Below are 20,293 nucleotides of genomic sequence, written 5' to 3' on the forward strand. Positions count from 1 at the left end.
GGAACCCTCCACATGATCACCACATCGCCCCCTGCGGCACGGAGCGGCACGGCCCACCGGGCCGGGATGAGCCGCCGCTCCGGCTCCGCGGTGACCCGCCCAGGTCTGGCCTGGGCGGTTCCCGCCACCTTGTTCTTCGTCTGCTTCGCCGTCGTTCCGCTGCTGCTGGTCGCCGTGCTGTCCTTCACGAGCTGGGACGGCCTCGGCTCACCCCGGTGGGCGGGCGTGGCCAACTGGAAGGCGCTGATCCACGACCACACCATGATCCAGAGCCTGTGGCTCAGCGCGCTGATCACGGTGCTCGGCGTCGTGATCCAGACACCGCTGAGCCTGCTGCTCGGCGTCTGGGCCGCGGGCCACCAGCGCAACCGCGCGATCCTCTCGGCGGTCTACTTCATCCCGCTGCTGCTGTCGGCCACCGCGATCTCGGTCCTGTGGCGGGCGATGCTCGACCCCAACTTCGGTGTGCCCGCACAGGCCAGATGGCTCTTCGGGGACGGAAATCTGCTCGGCATGCGGTCCGGCGCCATCGGCGTGCTCGTCTTCGTCGGCGCGTGGCAGTACACCCCGTTCCACACCCTGATCTACCAGGGTGCCGCGCGCGCCGTCCCGCCCGTGCTCTACCAGGCGGCGGCCATCGACGGCGCGGGAACCATCCGGCAGTTCTGGCACATCACCCTGCCGCAACTGCGCAACACCATGATCACCTCGATGATCCTGATGGTCGTCGGCGGCCTCACCACCTTCGACACCGTGCTGATCCTCACCCAGGGCGGCCCCGGCACCGACACCACCATCAGCGCCTACTACATGTACCAAAAGGCGTTCAAGAGCTTCGACTTCGGCGGCGGTTCCGCCATCGCCCTGGTCCTCGTCGTGATCGCCACGATCGTCTCGCTGATCGTCGTCAAGGTCTCCGGATACGACAAGATGCGCAGCTCGGCGGAGGGCCTGTGATGACACGCCGAACCAACCGCCACCGCCCCAACTACCTGGCCGGGCTCGGCTCCCTGGTCTGGCTCTTCCTCGTGGGCCTGCCGCTGTACGTGATGCTCGCCGCGACCCTCCAGAGCCGCAGCGACTACTTCAAGAGCGGCCCGCTGGGCTTCCCCCGGCACTTCACGCTGAAGAACTACACGCAGGACTTCCACAACGGCTTCGGCCAGTACTTCCTCAACACCCTGCTGGTCACCCTCGCCGTCGTCGCCATCGTGCTGCTGCTCGTGCCGCCGCTGGCGTACGCGATCGTCCGCGGCCGAGGGCGCCTCACCACCGGCGTCTTCCGGGTCTTCCTGCTGGGCCTGGCCATCCCCGCGCAGGCCGTGATCGTGCCGATGTTCTACGTCATCACCAAGGCCGGTCTCTACGACAACCTCATCGGCGTCATCCTGCCGACCGCCGCGTTCTCCATGCCGGTGTGCGCGCTGATCCTGTCCGGCGTCATGCGCGACATCACCCCCGACCTCTACGAGGCCATGGCGATGGACGGCGCCGCGCCCTGGCGGGTCTTCTTCCAGCTCGTGCTGCCGCTGTCCAAGGGCGGCCTGTCCACCATCGTGGTCTTCTCCGCGCTCCAGTCCTGGAACGGCTTCCTGTTCCCGCTGGTCCTGACGCAGTCCGACTCGTCCAAGGTCATCACCCTCGGCCTCTACAACTTCCAGACAGAGCACGGCATCGACGTCCCCGGCCTGCTGGCCGCGGTGGTGCTGTCGATGCTGCCCATCTTCATCGTCTACCTGTTCGCCCGGCGCGCCCTGGTCCAGGGCCTCATGGGCGTCGGAGGAAAGTGACCGACACCGTGGTCGAAGAGACAGAACCCGTCACCGAACCCTGGCGCGACCCCGACCTGGCCCCCGAACTGCGGGCCGACGCGCTGATCTCCGCGATGACCTTGCGGGAGAAGGCCGCGCAACTCGTCGGCGTCTGGGTCGGAGCGTCCGACGACGGCGGCGAAGTCGCCCCGTTCCAGCACGAGATGGAAGCGCCGGTCGACCTGGAGGCGCTGTTGCCGCAAGGACTCGGGCAGCTCACCCGGTCGTTCGGGACCGCGCCGGTCGACCCCGCGCTCGGCGCGCTGTCGCTGCTGCGCACCCAGCGCGCCATCGCCGGGGCCAACCGCTTCGGCATCCCCGCGCTCGCCCACGAGGAGTGCCTGGCCGGTTTCGCCGCCTGGGGCGCCACCGCCTACCCCGTACCGCTGGCCTGGGGCGCCACCTTCGACCGCGCGCTGATCCGCCGCATGGCCCGCGCCATCGGCGACGACATGCGCTCGGTCGGCGTGCACCAGGGCCTGGCCCCGGTCCTCGACGTGGTGCGCGACGCCCGCTGGGGCCGCGTCGAGGAGACGATCGGAGAGGACCCGTACCTCGTCGGGACCCTCGGCACCGCCTACGTCCAGGGCCTGGAGTCCGCCGGAGTCGTCGCCACCCTCAAGCACTTCGCGGGCTACTCCGCCTCCACCGCGGGCCGCAATCTCGCCCCGGTCGGCATGGGCGTACGGGAGCGCGCCGACGTGATCCTGCCGCCGTTCGAGATGGCGATCCGGGAGAGCGGGGTGCGCTCGGTCATGCATGCCTACACCGACACCGACGGCGTCCCCTCCGCCGCCGACGAACTTCTGCTGACCGGACTCCTGCGGGACACCTGGGGGTTCACCGGCACCGTGGTCGCCGACTACTTCGGCATCGCCTTCCTCCAGACGCTGCACGGCGTGGCGGGCACCCTCGGCGAAGCGGCGGGCGCCGCCCTCGCGGCCGGCGTGGACGTCGAACTGCCCACCGTGAAGGCGTACGGCGAACCCCTGCTCAAGGCCGTCGCCGACGGGAAGGTGCCCGAAGCCCTCGTCGACCGCGCGGTACGCCGGGTGCTGATCCAGAAAGCACAGCTCGGACTCCTCGACGCCGACTGGGACCCGACTCCCGCCGCCCTCAAGGGCCTTGGCGCGGCCTCCGCCGACGGCACAGCCTCCGTCGACGGCACGGCCGACCTCACCGACGCCGGGATCGACACCGAGGCGCTGCGCGGCCGGGTCGACCTCGACCCGCCCGCCAACCGCGCCATCGCCCGGCAGGTCGCCGAGCAGAGCGTCGTCCTGCTGCGCAACGACGGCGACACCCTGCCGCTGGACCGCCCCGCGACCATCGCCGTCATCGGCCCCAACGCCCACACCCCCACCGCTGTGCTGGGCTGCTACGCCTTCCCCGTACACGTCGGCGGACAGCACCCCGACACCCCGCTCGGCATCGAACTGCCCACGCTGCGCGAGGCGTTGGTCGCCGAATTCCCCGGCGCGCGGATCGTCTCGGCGCTCGGCGCGAGCATCGACGGCGCCGACACCGACGGCTTCGCCGAGGCGGTCCGGGTGGCACGCGGCGCGGACGCCGTCGTCCTCGCCCTCGGCGACCGGGCGGGCCTGTTCGGACGCGGCACCAGCGGAGAGGGCTGCGACGCGGAGTCGCTGACGCTGCCCGGCGTGCAGCAGCAGCTCCTCGACACCCTGCTGGACACGCTCGCGGGCACCGGTACCCCGCTGATCGTCACCCTGCTGGCCGGGCGGCCCTACGCGCTCGGCCGCGCCGCCACCGAGGCCGCCGCCGTCGTGCAGTCCTTCTTCCCCGGCGAGGAGGGCACCGCCGCTGTCGCCGGAATCCTCAGCGGCCGGGTCGAGCCCTCCGGCCGACTGCCCGTCAGCGTCCCGCGCCGCCCCGGCGGCCAGCCGTCCACGTATCTGGCGGCGCGGCTCGGCAAGGCCAGCGAGGTCTCCAGCATCGACCCTACGGCGGCCTTCGCCTTCGGTCACGGGCTGACGTACACCCGATTCCAGTGGACGGACCTGGACGTGCCGCGCCTGCACACCGGGACGGACGGGGAGATCGCGCTCGCCTTCACGGTGCGCAACACCGGTCGTCGGGACGGCACCGAGGTCGTCCAGCTCTACCTCCACGACCCGGTCGCCTCGGTCGTGCAGCCCGTGCAGCGACTGGTCGGCTACCACCGGGTCGCCCTCGCGCCCGGCGAGTCGGCCCGCGTCGAGGTCACCGTGCCCGCCGACCTGGCCGCGTTCACCGGCCGCGACGGCCGACGCGTCGTGGAACCGGGGGAGTTGGAGCTGCGGCTCGGCGCCTCCTCCACCGATCTGCGGCTCACCGTCGTCTGCGCCCTGACCGGCCCGGCCCGCACGGTGGACCACACCCGCAGGCTGCACGCCGACTTCACGACGGATCGCGAACGGGACTCCGTGTCCTGAACATCCTGAACGCCACTTCTGTAGCGATGACCTGACGGACCGACAGCCGTGCCCCGCCCTGTGCGGAGGCGCGGCTGTCGGCGTTACGGAACCGGCGCCGACGGGGGAGCGGCGGGTTCCTCCCGTAGCGCCCGCGCCTCCAGGTGCCGCCACATCGCCGACGCGTTGAACCCCGCTCCCCGGCCCGCGGCTGGACGCCCTGCACGCGCTGAGCGACGTGCTGGACCTTGGCCACGCCCTCTTCGCCCCCGCCGGGCTGCCGCGGGACCGCCTCGCGGCCCTGCGCGACGCCTTCCGCGCCTCGACGCCCGCCGCCTTGGTGAGCGTGACGCCGAGGTCGTCGGAGCAGAAGACGCCGCCGTAGTCGCCGCGCCGGATCCGGCCGCGCCGGTTCGGATCGGCCACGACGGCGCGGTAGACGTCCTCCTTGCGCAGCCCCTTCCAGTGCCCGCCGCCGTCGGTGGTGGTCCAGCCGCCGACGGAGTCCAGCCGCTGGCAGCCGACTACTGGCAGCTGTGCTGGCAGCGGGCCGTCCCGCTGAACGCCCCGGCCGAGGACCCGCCGGCCGGGGAGGACCGGCTGATGCTGTCGCTGCTGGTCGGCGGCCTGAAGGACGAGGCCATCGCCCGTCAGCTCGGCTGGTCCATCCGTACGATGCGCCGCCGGATGAGCGGCCTGGACGAACGTCTCGGGGTCACCAACCGCTTCCAGGCCGGGGTGGTCGCGACCCGGCGCGGCTGGATCTGACCGGCGGTCGCATGCGCCGGGAGCGGAGGCCGGGCTCACGGCCGGGTACGGGGTCGGGTACGGGGGCGGATGCCGCCTGGATACGAGGCCCGAAGCGTGCCCGCGCGGACTCACCCATTCGGCGATCCGAGTGACGGAGCGTCGGGCGGAGCCGCGATACCACGCTGACCTGTGGAATTGCCGCATGTCGAGCGCGACACGCTGCCGGATGCCGCCAGAAGTGACGGGTTGTCAGCAGGCGCGGTGCCCGGCCGCCGGGTTGCCTCGGAAGCGCGAGCACGGATTTCCCCCGTTGCGGTGCACCGGCATCCGCGTCCGGACTCGCTGGAGGATCACTCATGCGTTCGATCAACACGCTTCTGGGCACCGCCGTTCTCGGTGCGAGCATCGCGCTGGCCGCTCCGGCCGCTCACGCCGCCGCCGCGCTGCCGCAGACCACGGCCGAGTGCACCAAGGCGGTGGCCGCCGCCGACAAGGCGCAGGCCGACTACGACGCCGCGCTGGCGGACTACAAGAAGCAGGTCGCGGCGGGCGGCCACCCCGGCACCGCCGAGCAGGACAACCTCTCCGCGCTGGAGAACCAGGTCAACGTCACGGCCTCCGACGCCTCGCGCGTCTGCCCGGACGCCAAGGTCCCGTCCGGCACCGTGCACACCGGCATCGGCAGCACGAGCGAGGGCGGCAACACCACCGAGATCGCGCTCGGCGCCGGTCTGCTCGGTGTCGTCGGCGCGGGCACCCTCGTACTGCGCCGCCGCCGCGCCGGTGGCCAGGTCTGACGAAGGTCCGACGCGAGGTCGCCGACGCGGGGCGCGCAGCCCTGACGCAGCCCTGACGCGGTTCTGGTCACCGGCCGTCACGACCTCACCGGGCCGCCGCGGTCGCACCCGTGCCCCGTACCCCGTGGTCGTACCGCGCGGTGCGGGGCCGCGCCCCGGCGCCTGCTCGCCGCGTCATCCGATTGGCCGCGTCCCCCGGCAGGCCGCGTCTTTCGGCAGCCCGAGCCGCCTCCCCCTACGTGACGTCAGACAGGCAGACCCCGTGGACCACAACGCCCCCGCAGGCAGCGGCCTGCTCCGCCGTATCGCGCTGACCGTGCTGACGACGGTCGCGGTGTCCGTCGGGATCACCCTGATCAGCAACGGCGCCCAGTCGCAGACGCCCCCGCCGCAGCCGGGCGCCGCCCAGGCGTTCGCGGCGCAGGACGACACGCCGAGCCCCGCGCCGACGCGGCCCGGCGTCCCGGCGATCACGGTGCTGCCGCCCTCGGTGCCGACCGAGGTCCGGATTCCCTCCATCCGCCTCGACGCCCCGGTGACCGGCCTCGACCTGCGACAGGACGGCCACCTCGACGCGCCGCCGGACGACGAGCGGAATCTGGCGGGCTGGTACCGGGGCGGCACGGCGCCCGGAGCCGTCGGCACCGCGATCCTCGCCGGTCACGTCGACACCCGGCAGGGCTCCGCCGTCTTCTACAACCTCGGCGCGCTCAAGAAGGGCGCCGCCGTCGAGGTGGACCGCCAGGACGGCCGTACCGCCCTGTTCACGATCGACGCCATCGAGGTGTACGCGGCCAAGGACTTCCCGAACAACAAGGTCTACGGCCCCGCCTCCCGGCCGGAGCTGCGCCTGATCACCTGCGGCGGCGGATTCGACAAGAAGCGGCAGCAGTACCTGGGCAATGTCGTCGTCTACGCCCACCTGACCGGGGCCCGCCTCTGAGGCCGTGACGTGCCCGGCGTACCTGCTCCGACGTACCGGCCGACACCGACGTACCTGCGCGACGTACCGCACGACACCGACGCACCGAACGTTCCGACGTACCGAACGACACCGATCGAGGAGTGGCTGTGGCCAAGGCATATCTGGTGGGAAGCGGAATCGCGTCGCTCTCGGCGGCGGCGTTCCTGATCCGCGAGGGCGGATTCACGGGCTCCGACATCGTGATCCTGGAGGAGCAGGACCGCGAGGGCGGCAGCCTGGACGCGGCGGGCACGCCCGAGAGCGGCTACACCATGCGCGGCGGCCGGATGTTCGAGGTGCACTTCGACTGCACCTACGACCTGCTGTCCTCCGTCCCCTCCCTCGACGACCCCACCAAGTCCGTCACCGAGGACACCTTCGCCTTCCACGAGGACTTCGCCTGGAACGACCACGCCCGGCTGGTGGACGCGGAAGGGAAGGTGATCGACGCGCACTCGATGACCTTCTCCGAGCGCGACCGGCTGGAGTTGGTGGCGTGCGTGGCGACCCCGGAGAAGCTGCTGGACGGCAAGCGCATCGCGGACTGCTTCCACGAGGACTTCTTCCACACCAACTTCTGGGCGATGTGGTGCACCACCTTCGCCTTCGAGCCCTGGCACAGCGCGATCGAGTTCCGCCGCTATCTGAACCGCTTCGTGCACCTGTTCAAGACCTTCGACAGCATGTCGGGGATCTACCGCACGCGGTTCAACCAGTTCGACTCGATCGTGCGTCCGTTGATGAAGTGGCTCGCCGACCAGGGCGTCGTCGTGCAGTTGGGCACCCGCGTCACCGATCTGCGGCTCGCGCCGGGCGACGAGCTCACCGTGGAGGCCATCACCTGGGTGCGCGGCGGCGCGACCGAGGAGACGGCGGTCGGCCCCGACGATTTGGTGATGGTCACCAACGGTTCGATGACCGCGAACTCCACCCTCGGCGGCACCGACACCGTGCCCGCCCTGGACACCACGAGCACCGCCGGGTCCTGGGCGCTGTGGGAGACGCTGGCCGCCAAGCGCCGCGGGCTCGGCGACCCGAAGGTGTTCGACTCCTCCGTCAAGGACTCCACCTGGGAGTCGTTCACGGTCACGACCAAGGACCCGCTCTTCTTCGAGCTGATGGAGGAGTTCAGCGGCAGCGAGGCGGGCAAGGGCGGCCTGATCACGTTCAAGGACTCCACGTGGCTGCTGACCATCGTCCTCAACCACCAGCCGCACTTCCGTGAGCAGCCCGAGGACACGTACGTCTGGTGGGGTTACGCGCTCTTCCCCGACCGGGAGGGCGACTTCGTCGGCAAGCCGATGGCGCGGTGCACCGGCCGCGAAATCCTGGACGAGGTCCTTCAGCACCTGCGGTTCGCCGAGCGCCCGCGCATTCTGGACGACTCGATCGTGATCCCGGCGATGATGCCGTACATCACCAGCCAGTTCCTGGTCCGCTCCGCGGGCGACCGCCCCCAGGTGGTCCCCGAGGGCTCCACCAACCTGGCCTTCATCGGGCAGTACGCGGAAGTGCCCGACGACGTCGTCTTCACCGTGGAGTACTCGGTGCGCACCGCGTGGACCGCCGTGGCGGGACTGCTCGGTCTCGAGCGGCAGCCCCCGCCGGTCCACAAGGGCGGCCACGACCCGAAGGTGCTGATCGAGGCGGTGCAGACGCTCCACCGCCGCTGACGCCGCTGACGCCGCTGACGCCGCTGACGCCGCTGACGCCGGTTAGGCGGGGCCGGGCTCGCGCTGCGCGTCGTCCAGGGCGCGGAGGTGTTCGAGCGCGGGGACGGCGGCGGCCAGCGCCGCCGCCTCGTCGGGGGGCAGCCGGTCGATGAGCCGGGCGAAGACCTCGACACTCGACCGGCGGCGCTCGGCCAGAATCGGCGTGCCGTACCGAGAACGAGCGCTCAGTAGACCGCGGCGACCAGTAGGAGAGCGACCCCGGTCACCGACGCGCCTATGCGTACGAGGTGGAAGCGGCCCCAGCGGTCCCGGAGCCCCTGCCAGTCGTCGGGAAGGGTGTCGACCGTCCAGGTCCCGATGCGCGTGACGATCGGGACCTCGACGGCTGCCGTCACCACCAGGGCGACGACGAACAGCGCGAGTGCCGCCAATGTGAGGAAGAACGTACGGCGGTGCCCGTCGTAGGACAGCACCAGGACGGGAACCGCGGACAGCAGCGCCGCGGGCATGAGCACGGTCATCACCTGGGCCATGTTCCGGCTCAGCCTCCGCACGAGCGGCAGCATGAAGTCCGGCTCGAAGCGCGGCATGGACCGGGTGAGGGCGAGCCAGGGACCCCAGAACATCCCCGAGACCGCGGCCGACAGAAGGATGTTGACCAGCTGCCAGGTCTTCATGGTGATGCGCCTCCCCGTGGTTACCGTCACTGTAAATTTACAGTAGCAGAATAAATTATGCTCCCGCACTATGCTGTGCACATGAGCAGGGGCACGGTGAACTGGACGGTGCTGCGCGCGCCCGCCGCGGGGGAGCCCGAGGGTGAGGGGCTGCGCGAGCGCAAGAAGCGCCTGATGCGGCAGCAGCTCTCCGACGCGGCGACGCGGATGTTCGTGGAGCGCGGCTTCGACGCCGTACGGGTCGCCGAAATCGCCGAGGCGTGCGGGGTGTCGGAGAAGACGGTCTTCAACTACTTCCCGACCAAGGAATCGCTGATCCTGGACCTGCCGCAGGCGACCGCGGCCTCCCTGGAAGTGGCGCTCTCCGACCCCGCGCCCGACTTCTCACCGGTCGCGGCGGCGCTGCGGGTCCTGGCCGACGAGTTGGCGAGCGTCACCTCCTGGCTCGCCGCCCAGGTCGACCGGGCCGGCGCCGCCGCGGACTTCCGTCGATTCGGCGCGCTCATCCACTCGACCCCCTCGCTGCGCGCCCAGCAACGGGAGATCCGCGACGAACTCGTCGCCGTCACCGCAGGACTGCTCGCCCGCAGGACCGGCGCGGAGCCCGGCGACCCGGAGCCGCAGATCACGGCCACCGCACTGCTCGGGCTGTGGCCCGTGCAGTTCCGCAGCCTCGGCCGCCACCTCGACGGGACCCGCACGCCCGGCCAGGTGCGGGACGCGGTCACCGTCGACGTGCACCGTGCCGCGAACCTCATCGACGCCGGACTGCGGACGTTCGGGGCGCCGGACGCCGGATAACGCCGGGTCGGCCGTACGGGACGGCGCTTCATGCGTGTCCCGCGTGCGATCTCCGTCACTCGCGCGGGCATTGTCCCCACGGCACGGGCCGGTTACCGTGATTGCTGTTTTCCGGCAGGATCGACGCGAGAGAGGGGACGGGCATGCGCGGCGCACACGACAGCGGCGGCACACCCCGCCCCGGCGGGTCCTTCCAACTCCACGTGGCCAGGCGCCACGTCGACCTGCTGCGCGTGAGCAGCGCCCTGTGTCCGGAAACCCTCCCGGCCCGCTGACCGTCCAGGAGCCCGCAGGTCCGCACGTCCCGTCGGGACGTCGACCCCGCTTCCCGCACGGCGGCGCGTAGCCGTTCGCCGACGCGCGCCCGCACACCCCCGCACACCCCCGCGCGCTCGCCCTCCCCGCCGCCGTTTCCCGACGTCAACCCGCCCGCAGCACGGGGCCGTTGACGCCGTACGCGCGCTGCCGCGACCGCACATCCAGACGGGAAGCACCGACCATGGAGCACCAGGACACCTTCCAGCGCCTACGCGCTGTGCCCGAAGACCCCCCACCACCGGCCGAACCGGGGAAGACCCGCGCGCCGCGCGCCCTCGACCGCCGCCCCACGGACGACGAACTGCTCGCCGCCAGGCTCGTACCACTGCGCAGGCCGGGCCAATGGGTCTCCGCGCTGGTCCTGTTGGTGCTGTTCGCCATGCTGGTGCACACCCTGCTGACCAACAAGCGGTTCCAATGGGGCACCGTCGGCGACTACTTCCTGCGCGGATCGATCCTGCACGGCCTGGAACTCACGCTGTGGCTCACGGGCGCCGTCATGGCCAGCGGCTACCTCCTCGGCATCGGCATCGCCGCGATGCGCCTGTCCCGCAACCCCGTCCTGCGCGCCCTGAGCTTCGGCTACGTCTGGCTGCTGCGCTCCGTGCCGCCGCTGGTGCAACTCCTCTTCTGGTACGAACTCGCCTCGCTGTACCCGCGGATATCGCTCGGCATCCCCTTCGGCCACGAATTCGTCACCGTCAAGACCGCCCACCTGTTCAGCGGCATCCTCGCCGCCTACGTCGGCCTCACCCTCGACGTGGCCGCCTTCTCCTCCGAGATCGTCAGGGGCGGCATCCTGTCCGTCGACCCGGGACAGAGCGAGGCCGCGCAGGCGCTCGGCCTCGGCAACGGCCGGATCTTCCGCAAGATCGTGCTCCCGCAGGCCATGCCCGCGATCATCCCCGCCTCCGGCAACCTGCTGATCGGCATGCTCAAGGCGACCTCCATCGTGAGCGTCATCGCCGTCCAGGACCTGCTGTATTCGGCCCAGTTGATCTACAACCAGAACTTCCTCATCATGCCGCTGCTGCTGGTGGCCACCGTCTGGTACGTCATCCTCACCACGCTGCTGTCGATCGGCCAGTTCTACGTCGAGCGGTACTACGCGCGCGGCAGCGGTCGCGGCGGCGGCGGTGGTCCCAAGCGCGGCTTCTGGGAGGTCACCCGCGCCAACATCCCGGTGTTCGGCCGGACCAGGACCGACCTGGCGGGTCTGTCATGACCGACGACGGACGCCCGCTGGTCAGGATCCGCGGCCTGCGCAAGAGCTTCGGCACGCAACTCGTCCTCGACAGCGTCGACATGGATGTCCACGAGGGCGAGGTGACCGTCCTGCTCGGCCCCTCCGGCTCCGGGAAATCCACGCTGCTGCGCTGCGTCAACCACCTGGAGCGGCCCGACGCGGGCTTCGTCGAGGTCGGCGGCGACATCGTCGGCTACCGGCCGGGCCGCGGCCGACTGCACGAACTGCGCGCCCGCTCGATCACCCGGCAGCGCGCCCATGTCGGCATGGTCTTCCAGCAGTTCAACCTCTTTCCGCACATGACGGTGCTGGAGAACATCACCGAGGCGCCGGTCGCGGTGCGCGGCGTGCCGCGCAAACAGGCGGCGGTCCGGGCGCGCGCCCTGCTGGAACAGGTGGGGCTCGGCGGACGCGAGTACTCCTACCCCCGGCAGATGTCCGGCGGTCAGCAGCAACGCGTCGCCATCGCCCGCGCGCTCGCGATGGAGCCGAGACTGCTGCTCTTCGACGAGCCCACCAGCGCCCTCGACCCCGAACTCGTCGGCGACGTCCTCGCCGTGATGAAGGACCTCGCGGTGAGCGGGATGACGATGATCGTCGTCACCCACGAAATCGGCTTCGCCCGCGAGGTCGCCGACACCGTCGCCTTCCTCGACGGCGGCCGGATCATCGAGTCGGGGCCGCCCGCCGACGTCCTCGCCGACCCCCGCCACCCCAGGGCGCGGTCCTTCCTCGCGGCCGTCCTGTAGCGCCGGTCCCGCATCGCCCCCGCACTCCTCCCATTGACGCTCGCCGTCGCGCGGTTCACGCCAGGCCGCGCACACACCTGCCCGCACTCGTCTCGACCCCGCTGCGAAAGGCACCCCCGTGACCACCGAAAGACGCCCCGCCCGCCGTCTCCCGCGGCCGGCCGCCGCCACGCTCACCGCCGTCATCGGCCTCGCCCTGCTGACCGCCTGCGGTGACTCGTCCGACGACTCGGGCACGCCGAAGTCCCGGGCAGCCGGCGCCACCTCGTCGTCGTCCGCGTCGGCCGGATCGACCGCCATCCCGATCGAGGACGTCGTCTCGGGCATCGCGGCCGACCCCGCGCTGACGGCGGAGCTGCCCGCCGCGGCGAAGAGCAGCGGCACGCTCACCCTGGGCACCACCCGCGCGCCGGGCGTCACCGGCCTCCCGCACGGCGGCGAGAGCGAGGACGGCACGCCCATCGGCCTCGACGTCGACCTGCGCAACGCCGTCGGCAAGGTCCTCGGCATCACGTGGAAGGTGCAGTACGGCACCTTCCCGACCGTCATCCCCGGTGTGCAGAACGGCCGGTACGACGTCGGCCAGGACAACTTCGGTGTCACCAAGGCCCGCGTGGAGGTCGTGGACTTCGCGACCTACCTCAACGACGGCCAGTCCTTCCTCGGCGCCGAGGACGTGCCCGTCGACTCGGTCACCCAGCTCACCGACCTCTGCGGGCTGACCGTGGCGACCAGCCCCGGCTCCACCTTCCAGCAGATCCTCACCGACGGCGCCTCGAAGTGCTCGGGCGCCGGGAAGAAGCCGTACAAGGTGCAGTACTTCACCGACTCCGCCCCCATCTTCCTGGGGCTGGCGAACGGCAAGGTGGACATCTACTTCGGCCCGACGCTGGCACTGAAGTACGACGCCACGCATGTGCCCCACACGAAGTACCTCGGCCAGATCAGCACCACGCCGGTCGGATTCGTGACGGCGAAGGGCTCACCGATCGGCAAGGCGCTCAGCGACGCCGTGAACAAGCTGATCGCCGACGGCACCTACGCGAAGATCTTCGCGAAGTGGGACGTGCCCGGCACGGGCATCACCAAGTCCGAGGTCAACCCGGCGGCCACTTTCTGAGACCCGCCGCCCTCGACCGCGCCCGCCTCCGGCGGCGCCCGGACCCCGTGCCCGAGCGGCACGGGGTCCGGGCCGCGCGGCCCCGCACGACGATCACACCGGCTGACCTCCGCGTGCTACGGTCCCGCGAAGTCCCTTCGCCCCATGAGGATTTCCATGCCGTATCAGCCGCCTGTGTGGCCGGTGTCCGTCAAGGCCGTGGTGCTCGACGCGCGTGGCCGTGTCCTGCTGTCGAGGAACGACCGCGAGGAGTGGGAACTCCCCGGCGGGCACCTGGAGTCGGGCGCCGAGCAGACCGGACGACGGCCCGACGACAGCCCCGAATCCGCCGTCGAACGCCAGGTGCTGGAGCGGACCGGCTGGCTGGTCGAGGCCGACGGCCTCATCGACGACGGGGTGTGGATCCACGGGGCCGCGCCCGGCCGTCGCGTCCTGGTCGTCACGTACGGCTGCTCGCTGCTGCCGCCCGACCAGCCGCCGCCGCCGACGGCAGAGGAGCACAAGGAATCCGCGCTCTTCCCGCTCGACAGCATCCCCGAGCTGAACATGCCCAGCTCCTACAAGCGCGCCATCTACGCCTGGACACACCGAAGTTGAGCTGAGGCGCGAGGGAGGGACAGCTACCAGCTCGATTTGCGCACGCCCGGCAGGAACCCCGCGTGCGCCTGCTCGCGCAGCCGGACCCGTGAGATGCCGAAGGCGCGGAAGTAGCCGCGCGGGCGGCCGTCCACCGCGTCCCGGTTGCGGACCCGGGTGGCGCTGGCGTCGCGCGGCTGTCGGCCCAACTCGGCCTGTGCGGAGGCTCGTTCGCCGGGCGTGGTGGCGGGGGAGGCGATGATCCGCTTCAACTCGGCCCGGCGTGCCGCGTATCGGGCGACCACCGCCTGACGCTGCTCGTTCTTCGCGATCTTGCTCTTCTTGGCCATCAGACCTTCTCCCCGCGGGCGCGCAGCCGGGCGACGGCCGCCTCGACGCCGATCCGGTCGACGGTCTTGATGCCCTTCGCGCTGAGCGTCAGCCGGACGAAGCGGCCCTTGGAGGCCAGCCAGTAGCGCTTGCGCTGGATATTGGGGTCGAAGCGGCGTGGTGTGCGCCGATGGGAGTGGGAGATGGCGTTGCCGAAACCGGGCTTGCGCCCGGTGAGCCGGCAGTGGGCGGACATGGTGCCTCCAGGGCGGTTGCGGACTCGCGAGGGCCCGCGACGGCCCGGACGACCGCCGCCGATGCCCCGGCGACCGGCCCTACCGTACCTTAATGGAAACGAATGTCATTACGCCGGGCTACCGGCTACCGGACTGCCGCACTCCCGGACTGCCGCACTGCCCCCTGTCCGGGACGCGGCAGCGCCCCCCCTGAAACGCGTCGCGGCCCGGCCTCCGGCGTCACCGGAGACCAGGCCACAGGGGAACGGGAGGTGATCAGGGCTTACGGGCGACCGCTCCGTACATCGCGATCTGCTCGTCCCGCACCGCGGGGTCGACGGAGTCGTCCGGCCGCCAGCGGTGCACCTGCGTGATGCCCGGCTCCACCAGCTCCAGGCCCTCGAAGTACGCCTGCGCCTCGCTGAGATTCCGCAGCCGCATCGGCATGCCGCGCGCGGTGTACTCGGCGTTCACGCGCCCGACCTCCTCCGGCGCGAAGTCGTCCGTGCCGATCGACATCGCGAGGTAGCTGCCGGACGGCAGCGGGTCCAGCAGGCGGTGGACGATGCCGAGCGGGTCGTCCTCGTCCATGATCAGGTGGACGATCGCGATGAACGTCAGGCCCACCGGCTTGCCGAGGTCGATGGTCTCGCGGAACTGCGGCGAGCCGAGGATCGCGGCGGGTTCCCGCATGTCCGCCTCGATGTACTCGGTCCGCCCCTCGGGGGTGCTGGAGGACAGGCCCGCCGAGAGCGTGAGCACGATCGGGTCGTTGTCCACGTACACCACCCGCGACTCGGGGGCGATGGACTGCGCGACCTCGTGCACGTTCGGCCGGGTCGGTATGCCGGTGCCGATGTCGACGAACTGCCGGATGCCCGCCTCCTGCGCCAGGTAGCGCGTGGCGCGGTGCATGAACTTCCGGTTCTCCAGCATGTGCGGCACGATCGACGGCCACACCTCCACCATGGCGTCGCCCGCCTCGCGGTCGGGAGGGTAGTAGTCCTTGCCGCCGAGGATGTAGTCGTACACCCGTGCCGGGTGCGGGTTCTTGGTGTCGATACGGTCGGCCGGCCAGCCGTTCTCGGGCACGCGGTCCTCCGGATTTCCTTGTCGATGTGCGGTGGTGCCGCTCGCGCGGCCTGGCGTCACTGCTGGAGCAGGAAGTCGGCGTCGCCCGCCTTGGTGCCCCGGATGAAACTCTCGATCTCCCGGCGGTTGTAGATCAGTGCGGGGCCGCCCGGATCGGTGGACTGGCGCAGCGCCACCCGGCCGTCGGGCAGCTTCATCGCCTCGACGCACGCTCCGCCGGCATCGTCGCTCCACGGCTTGTGCCAGCCGTGGGGCCCGAGGTCGGCGGCACTCATGCCGTTGCGAATGTGATCCACGTCAGAGCTCCTTGCGTAGGGCACCCAGCAGTGCCTTGGTCTTCTTCTCCTGCGCCGCCTGGGCGGCGAGCCGGTCCATGGCCTCGCGGTACGCGGCGACCTCGTCCTGCTTGTCGAGGTAGGTCGACCCGATCAGGCCGCCGAGATAGACGACATCGGGCAGTTCCGCGGCCTCGAACCGGAAGAGCTGGAAGGCCCCCGCGCGGGTCGCCGGGTGCGGCCCGTTGGTGAAGGGCATCATCTGAAGGCGTACGTGCGGCAGTTCGCCGATCTCCAGCAGATGGTCGATCTGAGCGCGCATCACCTTCGGTCCGCCGACCGGCCAGTGCAGCACCGTCTCGTCCATCACCGCCCACAGCAGCGGGGGTTGGGCACGGGTCAGGATCTGCTGCCGGGTCAGCCGCAGGGCGACCCTGCGGTCGATGTCCTCGGCCGACGCCTGCGGGTCGCCCGCGGTGAGCAGCGCGTGCGCGTACTCCTCGGTCTGGAGCAGGCCGGGGATGAACTGCGCCTCGTACGCGCGGATGTGGACCGCCGCCTGCTCCAGGCTGAGATAGGCGCCGAACCAGTCGGGCATCACGTCGCGGTAGGTGTGCCACCAGCCGTGCTTGTTGGCCTCGCGGGCGAGTTCGAGGAAGGTCTCGATTTCGGCCGTTTCCGTGATGCCGTAGGTGCGCAGCAGCTTCTCGACGTCGGACAGCCGCAGCCGTGCCACCTTGGCCTGTTCCATCCGGCGGATCGTCGAATGGCTCACCCCGATGACCTCGCCGGCCTGCTCGAATGAGACGCCGGCGCGGGATCTGAGCTCCTCCAACTGGCGTCCCAGTATCATCCGCAGCACCGTAGGAGGGCCGCCGCCCCACCCATTGTCGGTGGCCGCCATTGCTACCTCCCCGTGCGAATGTTCAGTGCTCGCCGCAGTGTGCCATGTTGCCCCGCAGTCTCCCGCCGCCCTGGCTCATTCTGCGAATTGCACTTTGTGGCTTGCGAGTTGAGGGTAGCAGCACCATAGTTGGAGTCGACGGCGTAGCCGATCACCATGATGACTACGTTGTCAGGAACCGCCACGCGCCCGGTCGTCCTCAGCCGTCGTCATCGCGGAAGCACCGACACAGGCAGTGACGCCGATGGTCGAGCCCGGCAGTGATGCCGCCGAGCGCGCAACCGCGACCCCACATACGCGGCCCCCACGAGAGGTGACGGCCATGGCAGCATTAACGGGTCTCCGAACCCCACCGATCACGTCATCGCGCCCGAGCGGCGATGCGTACGCCGTCTTCCGTCTCGCCGCCCACCGGACCTCCGTGAGCGCCGCCCGCCACGAGGCCCGCGCGGAACTCGACCGCTGGGGCCTGCCCGAGGGCGTCCGCGACGACATCGTGCTGGTCGTCTCCGAGCTGGTCACCAACGCGATCGTGCACAGCCTCAGCGACAGCGTGACCTGCCATCTGCGCGGCGGCGGCCCCGAGGTCTACGTCGAGGTCGGCTCCGAGGGGCGCAGCGCGTCGCGGCACGACGCCCGGCCGCCGGACGAGGGGGGCCGCGGGCTGGTCGTCGTGGAGGCCCTGAGTACGACCTGGGGAATCAACGTCCCCTCGCCCGGAGCCGGTTGGACGGCCTGGGCCACCTTCACCGTGCCCGCCGCCCCGGCCGACGACGCGTCGGCCACGTACTCGGAGGACCCCCGATGAAGCGTGTCCCCCCGGCCGGCCGTCGCTCCGCCCTGCCGCCCCGGGGCACCCGCCTCGACTGGCTCGCCCCCCGCGTGGACGGGCCTCCGGCCGCCAGGGAACGGATCCATGTCCCGACCACCGCCGACTTCCCGCCGGGACTGGCCTGCGACGTGGTCGAGACGTCCGCGGAGCACGGCATGCGGATCCTCGGCTGCCTGCCCAGCTCCGGCTGCGTCCTCACCAACGGACGGCAGTGGTCGTGGATCGTGCCGACCGGCTCCGACATCGACGTGGAGTGGCCGTCCTCCACCCGCTACCTGGTCGACGCGGCCGTGCTGGTGCCCGCGTACGAGACGCTGCCCGACGTGTCCGGCGGCCACGACGTCATCCACCCGCCGGACCAGGCCGTGCCGTACACGCACCCGATCCTGCTGTACTTCGCGGCCTGCTGCATCGCCGGGGTGCAGCCCGCCATGACCGTCGAGTAGCGGCCCCGACTGGCGGCCCGGAACGGCACGGGGCCTGCCCGGAGCCGCCGCGCGGGCGGTCCGGGCAGGCCGTGGGTGACAACTCAGCGGACCGTGAAGGGGAGTTGGACGGTCTTGCCGTTCACCAGCACTTCGGCGGCCATGATGCCGACGGTCTTCGGGTCGCGCACGGTGAAGTCGAGCGCGAAGGTACCGTCGAGACCGATGACGCGCAGCACCGAGGAGTCGGAGCTCTGGGCGCCGTTGGCGCGGCGCCCGGAGACGACGACCGTGGCGACGGGGGCGAAGTTCCGCCCGCTGACAAGTACGGAGGTGCCGACCGGTCCCGCGGCCGGACTGAGCGAGTAGGCGGGAGCGGGCGGGGCCGTGCTGCCGTTGACGGCGAAGGCGGCGGTCGCGGTGTGCCCGTTGATCAGCCACTCGTGCGCGTAGAGCGCCACCGTGGCCGGGTCGTTGACCGTGAAGGTCTGCGACCAGGTGCCGTCCAGGCCGATGATCTTGGTGGCGTAGCTGTCGGAGGTACGGGAACCGTCCGCCTTCAGCCCGTCGATCTCCACCGTGGCGACCGGCGCCCAGCCCTGGCCGACGACCGTGACCTTGGTGTGCGCGGGACCGGAGGCGGGGCTGAGCGTGATGAACGTCGTGGCGACGGACAGCGGCGCGAGGACGTGGATCGAGCCCGCGGTGACCTGCACCTGGTAGGAGCCCTTGGCGACGGATTTCGCCACGGTGACCGAGCCGGAGAGCTTTCCGTCGGAGGCGATGCTCAGGCTGCTCGACGAGACGGACGCGGTCGAGCACGCGGTGCCGTCCGCGGCGCAGAGCGCGGCGGTCGGGGTGGTGCCCGCGGGCCAGCCCGATCCGGTGAGCGTCGCCGCGTGGCCGGGAAGGACGGTCGGGGTGGTGGCGCTGAGCGTCACGGCGGTGGTGGTGACGGTGAACGGTACGGTGACGCTGGTCCCGGCCGTGCCGCTCTCGTCGGCGTAGACGGCCACCAGGTCGGCGCTGTCGATGGTGAAGTCGGTGCTGAACGTGCCGTCGGGCAGGCTCTGTACGTAGACCGCGTCGTCGAGGGCGTTCCCGGCGGCGTCGAGTCCCCAAATGTTGATCCACTGGTCCTGGCGGAAGTTGTGACCCACGACGGTGATCACCGTGCCGACCACGCCGTTGTTCTGGGACAGCGTCATCGTTCTCGGACCGGTGGGCGCGAACGCCTTGACCGTCAGTGGCGCGTTCGCGTGGGTCGTGCCGTCGTCGACCTGGATCTGATACGAGCCGTCGGCCACGGTGTTGGCGTCGGCGAGCGTCGCGGTGCCGGTGAGGATGCCCGAACTGTCGATGGAGAGGGTGTCGGACGTGAAGTCGGCCGGGTTGCAGCCCGCGCCGTTGGCGTCGCACAGCGACACCGTCGGAGTGCCGCCGGCCGTCCAGCCGCCGCCCGCGAGGTCGATCGCGGTGTGCGGCCGGACCACTCCGGTGGGCCCGGACAGCGACGCGCCGCTGCCCGCTCCCTGCGCGGTGACCGTGCCGACCGGTCCGCCGCCCGCGGTGATCACGCAGGGCGTCTGGTACGTACCCCCGAGGACCACGGTGCTGGTGAGGGTACGGGTCGGCGTGAAGGTGATGGCTCCCGAGGCGTTGGCGGGCAGATAGATGTCACCCTCGTACGGGGGAACGACGACGGGCTGCCCCGAGGGGTAGTTCATGTTCACCGTGGGGCCGGTGACCGTCACGGTGCCGGTGGCGCCGCCGGACATCGCCAGGTCCATGGAGGGCGTGGTGGGCACATTGGACAGCGAGGTGCCGGGGATGGCGGGGCTGGCGCCGAGGGTGACGGTGACGTGCACCTTGCCGCCGGGGGTGACGACGGCCGGGGTGAGGGTCACCGTCATCGACTGCGGCCCGGTGGCGTCGCCCTGACCCGCCGGGAGCGTGCAGTGCACGGTCGGGTTGATGGTCGCGGCCTGGGCCGTCGTCGCGGAGGTCAGACCCGCGCCGACGAGGGCGAGCACCGCGACGGCGCCCGTGGCGATTCTTGCCCGCCAGCCCCGTCCGGGCCTGCGGTGGAAGGGTGGGAACATCTGCTGCGCCGCCTTTCGGGCATGGCAGACCCCTCCCTGAGCCTGGGCACGGGAGGGGTCCGGGAAGAGGGAGAAGGTCCGCGGGGTGGGGTCCCGGGGAATGAGTCCGCGGGGGATGAGCCCCGGGGGAGAAGGAGCGGGGGTCGGGTCCGGGCCGTTCCGCCCCCGGGAGATGGGCCCGGGAGATGGGCCCGGGGGAGG

At 71.2% G+C, this 20,293-nt stretch carries 23 protein-coding genes; 16 read left to right on the forward strand and 7 right to left on the reverse strand.

The window, feature by feature from the left end; translation table 11 throughout:
* Positions 1 to 15 precede the first annotated feature (15 nt).
* From ACZ37P_RS09575 to ACZ37P_RS09610, 8 genes are all read left to right on the forward strand, one after another.
* The gene (locus tag ACZ37P_RS09575; RefSeq protein ID WP_467345872.1) at positions 16 to 957 is read left to right on the forward strand and encodes a carbohydrate ABC transporter permease; all 942 of its coding nucleotides are present in this window, start codon (positions 16 to 18) and stop codon (positions 955 to 957) included.
* Entirely contained in the window at positions 957 to 1,790 is an 834-nt protein-coding gene (locus ACZ37P_RS09580) for a carbohydrate ABC transporter permease (RefSeq protein WP_188279491.1), read from the forward strand. The genes ACZ37P_RS09575 and ACZ37P_RS09580 overlap by 1 nt, the downstream gene beginning before the upstream one ends.
* Positions 1,787 to 4,246, forward strand: a complete 2,460-nt coding sequence (locus tag ACZ37P_RS09585; RefSeq protein WP_467345814.1) for a beta-xylosidase/alpha-l-arabinosidase — start codon at positions 1,787 to 1,789, stop codon at positions 4,244 to 4,246. The genes ACZ37P_RS09580 and ACZ37P_RS09585 overlap by 4 nt, the downstream gene beginning before the upstream one ends.
* Positions 4,247 to 4,463: 217 nt before the next feature.
* Positions 4,464 to 4,610, forward strand: a complete 147-nt coding sequence (locus ACZ37P_RS09590) for a hypothetical protein (RefSeq protein ID WP_467345816.1) — start codon at positions 4,464 to 4,466, stop codon at positions 4,608 to 4,610.
* An 80-nt stretch (positions 4,611 to 4,690) separates the two neighbouring features.
* Positions 4,691 to 4,993, forward strand: a complete 303-nt coding sequence (locus ACZ37P_RS09595) for a helix-turn-helix domain-containing protein (RefSeq protein WP_467345818.1) — start codon at positions 4,691 to 4,693, stop codon at positions 4,991 to 4,993.
* 338 nt (positions 4,994 to 5,331) lie between these two features.
* A complete protein-coding gene (locus tag ACZ37P_RS09600) occupies positions 5,332 to 5,772 on the forward strand; it encodes a hypothetical protein (RefSeq protein WP_188279498.1) in 441 nt (146 codons plus the stop codon).
* Between the two features lie 262 nt (positions 5,773 to 6,034).
* On the forward strand, positions 6,035 to 6,715 hold the full coding sequence (locus ACZ37P_RS09605; protein ID WP_402712034.1) for a class F sortase: 681 nt from the start codon (positions 6,035 to 6,037) through the stop codon (positions 6,713 to 6,715).
* Positions 6,716 to 6,837: 122 nt separating this feature from the next.
* Positions 6,838 to 8,409 (forward strand): oleate hydratase, encoded by a 1,572-nt coding sequence (locus ACZ37P_RS09610; RefSeq protein WP_467345821.1) that lies wholly within the window; start codon positions 6,838 to 6,840, stop codon positions 8,407 to 8,409.
* A 224-nt stretch (positions 8,410 to 8,633) separates the two neighbouring features.
* Here the strand turns inward: ACZ37P_RS09610 and ACZ37P_RS09615 are convergent, their stop codons facing one another.
* Positions 8,634 to 9,086, reverse strand: a complete 453-nt coding sequence (locus ACZ37P_RS09615) for an anthrone oxygenase family protein (RefSeq protein ID WP_391045460.1) — start codon at positions 9,084 to 9,086, stop codon at positions 8,634 to 8,636.
* Positions 9,087 to 9,167: 81 nt separating this feature from the next.
* On the opposite strand from ACZ37P_RS09615, the gene ACZ37P_RS09620 reads away from it, so the two are divergent.
* The 6 genes from ACZ37P_RS09620 to ACZ37P_RS09645 all read left to right on the forward strand — a co-directional run bounded on the left by ACZ37P_RS09620 (position 9,168) and on the right by ACZ37P_RS09645 (position 13,917).
* Complete coding sequence (locus ACZ37P_RS09620; protein ID WP_467345823.1) at positions 9,168 to 9,887, forward strand: TetR/AcrR family transcriptional regulator; 720 nt, start codon at positions 9,168 to 9,170, stop codon at positions 9,885 to 9,887.
* Between the two features lie 143 nt (positions 9,888 to 10,030).
* Positions 10,031 to 10,162 (forward strand): putative leader peptide, encoded by a 132-nt coding sequence (locus tag ACZ37P_RS09625; RefSeq protein ID WP_355345712.1) that lies wholly within the window; start codon positions 10,031 to 10,033, stop codon positions 10,160 to 10,162.
* 224 nt (positions 10,163 to 10,386) lie between these two features.
* Positions 10,387 to 11,430: an amino acid ABC transporter permease gene (locus ACZ37P_RS09630; protein WP_355345709.1), complete on the forward strand. Its 1,044-nt coding sequence runs from the start codon at positions 10,387 to 10,389 to the stop codon at positions 11,428 to 11,430.
* Positions 11,431 to 11,447: 17 nt separating this feature from the next.
* The gene (locus tag ACZ37P_RS09635) at positions 11,448 to 12,200 is read left to right on the forward strand and encodes an amino acid ABC transporter ATP-binding protein (protein ID WP_391045645.1); all 753 of its coding nucleotides are present in this window, start codon (positions 11,448 to 11,450) and stop codon (positions 12,198 to 12,200) included.
* Between the two features lie 118 nt (positions 12,201 to 12,318).
* On the forward strand, positions 12,319 to 13,320 hold the full coding sequence (locus ACZ37P_RS09640) for an ABC transporter substrate-binding protein (protein ID WP_467345826.1): 1,002 nt from the start codon (positions 12,319 to 12,321) through the stop codon (positions 13,318 to 13,320).
* A 156-nt stretch (positions 13,321 to 13,476) separates the two neighbouring features.
* Entirely contained in the window at positions 13,477 to 13,917 is a 441-nt protein-coding gene (locus ACZ37P_RS09645; RefSeq protein WP_467345828.1) for an NUDIX domain-containing protein, read from the forward strand.
* A gap of 23 nt (positions 13,918 to 13,940) precedes the next feature.
* Here the strand turns inward: ACZ37P_RS09645 and rpsN are convergent, their stop codons facing one another.
* From rpsN to ACZ37P_RS09670, 5 genes are all read right to left on the reverse strand, one after another.
* A complete protein-coding gene (rpsN, locus tag ACZ37P_RS09650) occupies positions 13,941 to 14,246 on the reverse strand; it encodes a 30S ribosomal protein S14 (RefSeq protein WP_391045451.1) in 306 nt (101 codons plus the stop codon).
* Positions 14,246 to 14,482 carry a 50S ribosomal protein L28 gene (rpmB, locus tag ACZ37P_RS09655; RefSeq protein ID WP_467345830.1) on the reverse strand — a complete coding sequence of 79 codons (237 nt, stop codon included), beginning with the start codon at positions 14,480 to 14,482 and terminating at the stop codon, positions 14,246 to 14,248. The genes rpsN and rpmB overlap by 1 nt, the downstream gene beginning before the upstream one ends.
* 256 nt (positions 14,483 to 14,738) lie before the next feature.
* Positions 14,739 to 15,554 carry an SAM-dependent methyltransferase gene (locus ACZ37P_RS09660; protein WP_467345831.1) on the reverse strand — a complete coding sequence of 272 codons (816 nt, stop codon included), beginning with the start codon at positions 15,552 to 15,554 and terminating at the stop codon, positions 14,739 to 14,741.
* Between the two features lie 56 nt (positions 15,555 to 15,610).
* Positions 15,611 to 15,850, reverse strand: coding sequence for a DUF397 domain-containing protein (locus ACZ37P_RS09665; RefSeq protein ID WP_317452483.1), 240 nt, complete (start codon positions 15,848 to 15,850; stop codon positions 15,611 to 15,613).
* Position 15,851: 1 nt separating this feature from the next.
* Positions 15,852 to 16,733 (reverse strand): helix-turn-helix domain-containing protein, encoded by an 882-nt coding sequence (locus ACZ37P_RS09670; protein ID WP_467345832.1) that lies wholly within the window; start codon positions 16,731 to 16,733, stop codon positions 15,852 to 15,854.
* A gap of 322 nt (positions 16,734 to 17,055) precedes the next feature.
* On the opposite strand from ACZ37P_RS09670, the gene ACZ37P_RS09675 reads away from it, so the two are divergent.
* Complete coding sequence (locus ACZ37P_RS09675) at positions 17,056 to 17,541, forward strand: ATP-binding protein (protein WP_467345833.1); 486 nt, start codon at positions 17,056 to 17,058, stop codon at positions 17,539 to 17,541.
* Positions 17,538 to 18,011: a hypothetical protein gene (locus ACZ37P_RS09680; protein ID WP_355345684.1), complete on the forward strand. Its 474-nt coding sequence runs from the start codon at positions 17,538 to 17,540 to the stop codon at positions 18,009 to 18,011. The genes ACZ37P_RS09675 and ACZ37P_RS09680 overlap by 4 nt, the downstream gene beginning before the upstream one ends.
* Before the next feature lie 83 nt (positions 18,012 to 18,094).
* On the opposite strand, the gene ACZ37P_RS09685 is transcribed toward ACZ37P_RS09680, so the two are convergent.
* Positions 18,095 to 20,092 carry a hypothetical protein gene (locus ACZ37P_RS09685; protein WP_467345834.1) on the reverse strand — a complete coding sequence of 666 codons (1,998 nt, stop codon included), beginning with the start codon at positions 20,090 to 20,092 and terminating at the stop codon, positions 18,095 to 18,097.
* Positions 20,093 to 20,293: the final 201 nt, after the last annotated feature.

It is taken from the genome of Streptomyces sp. NPDC024632 (genome assembly GCF_055559175.1).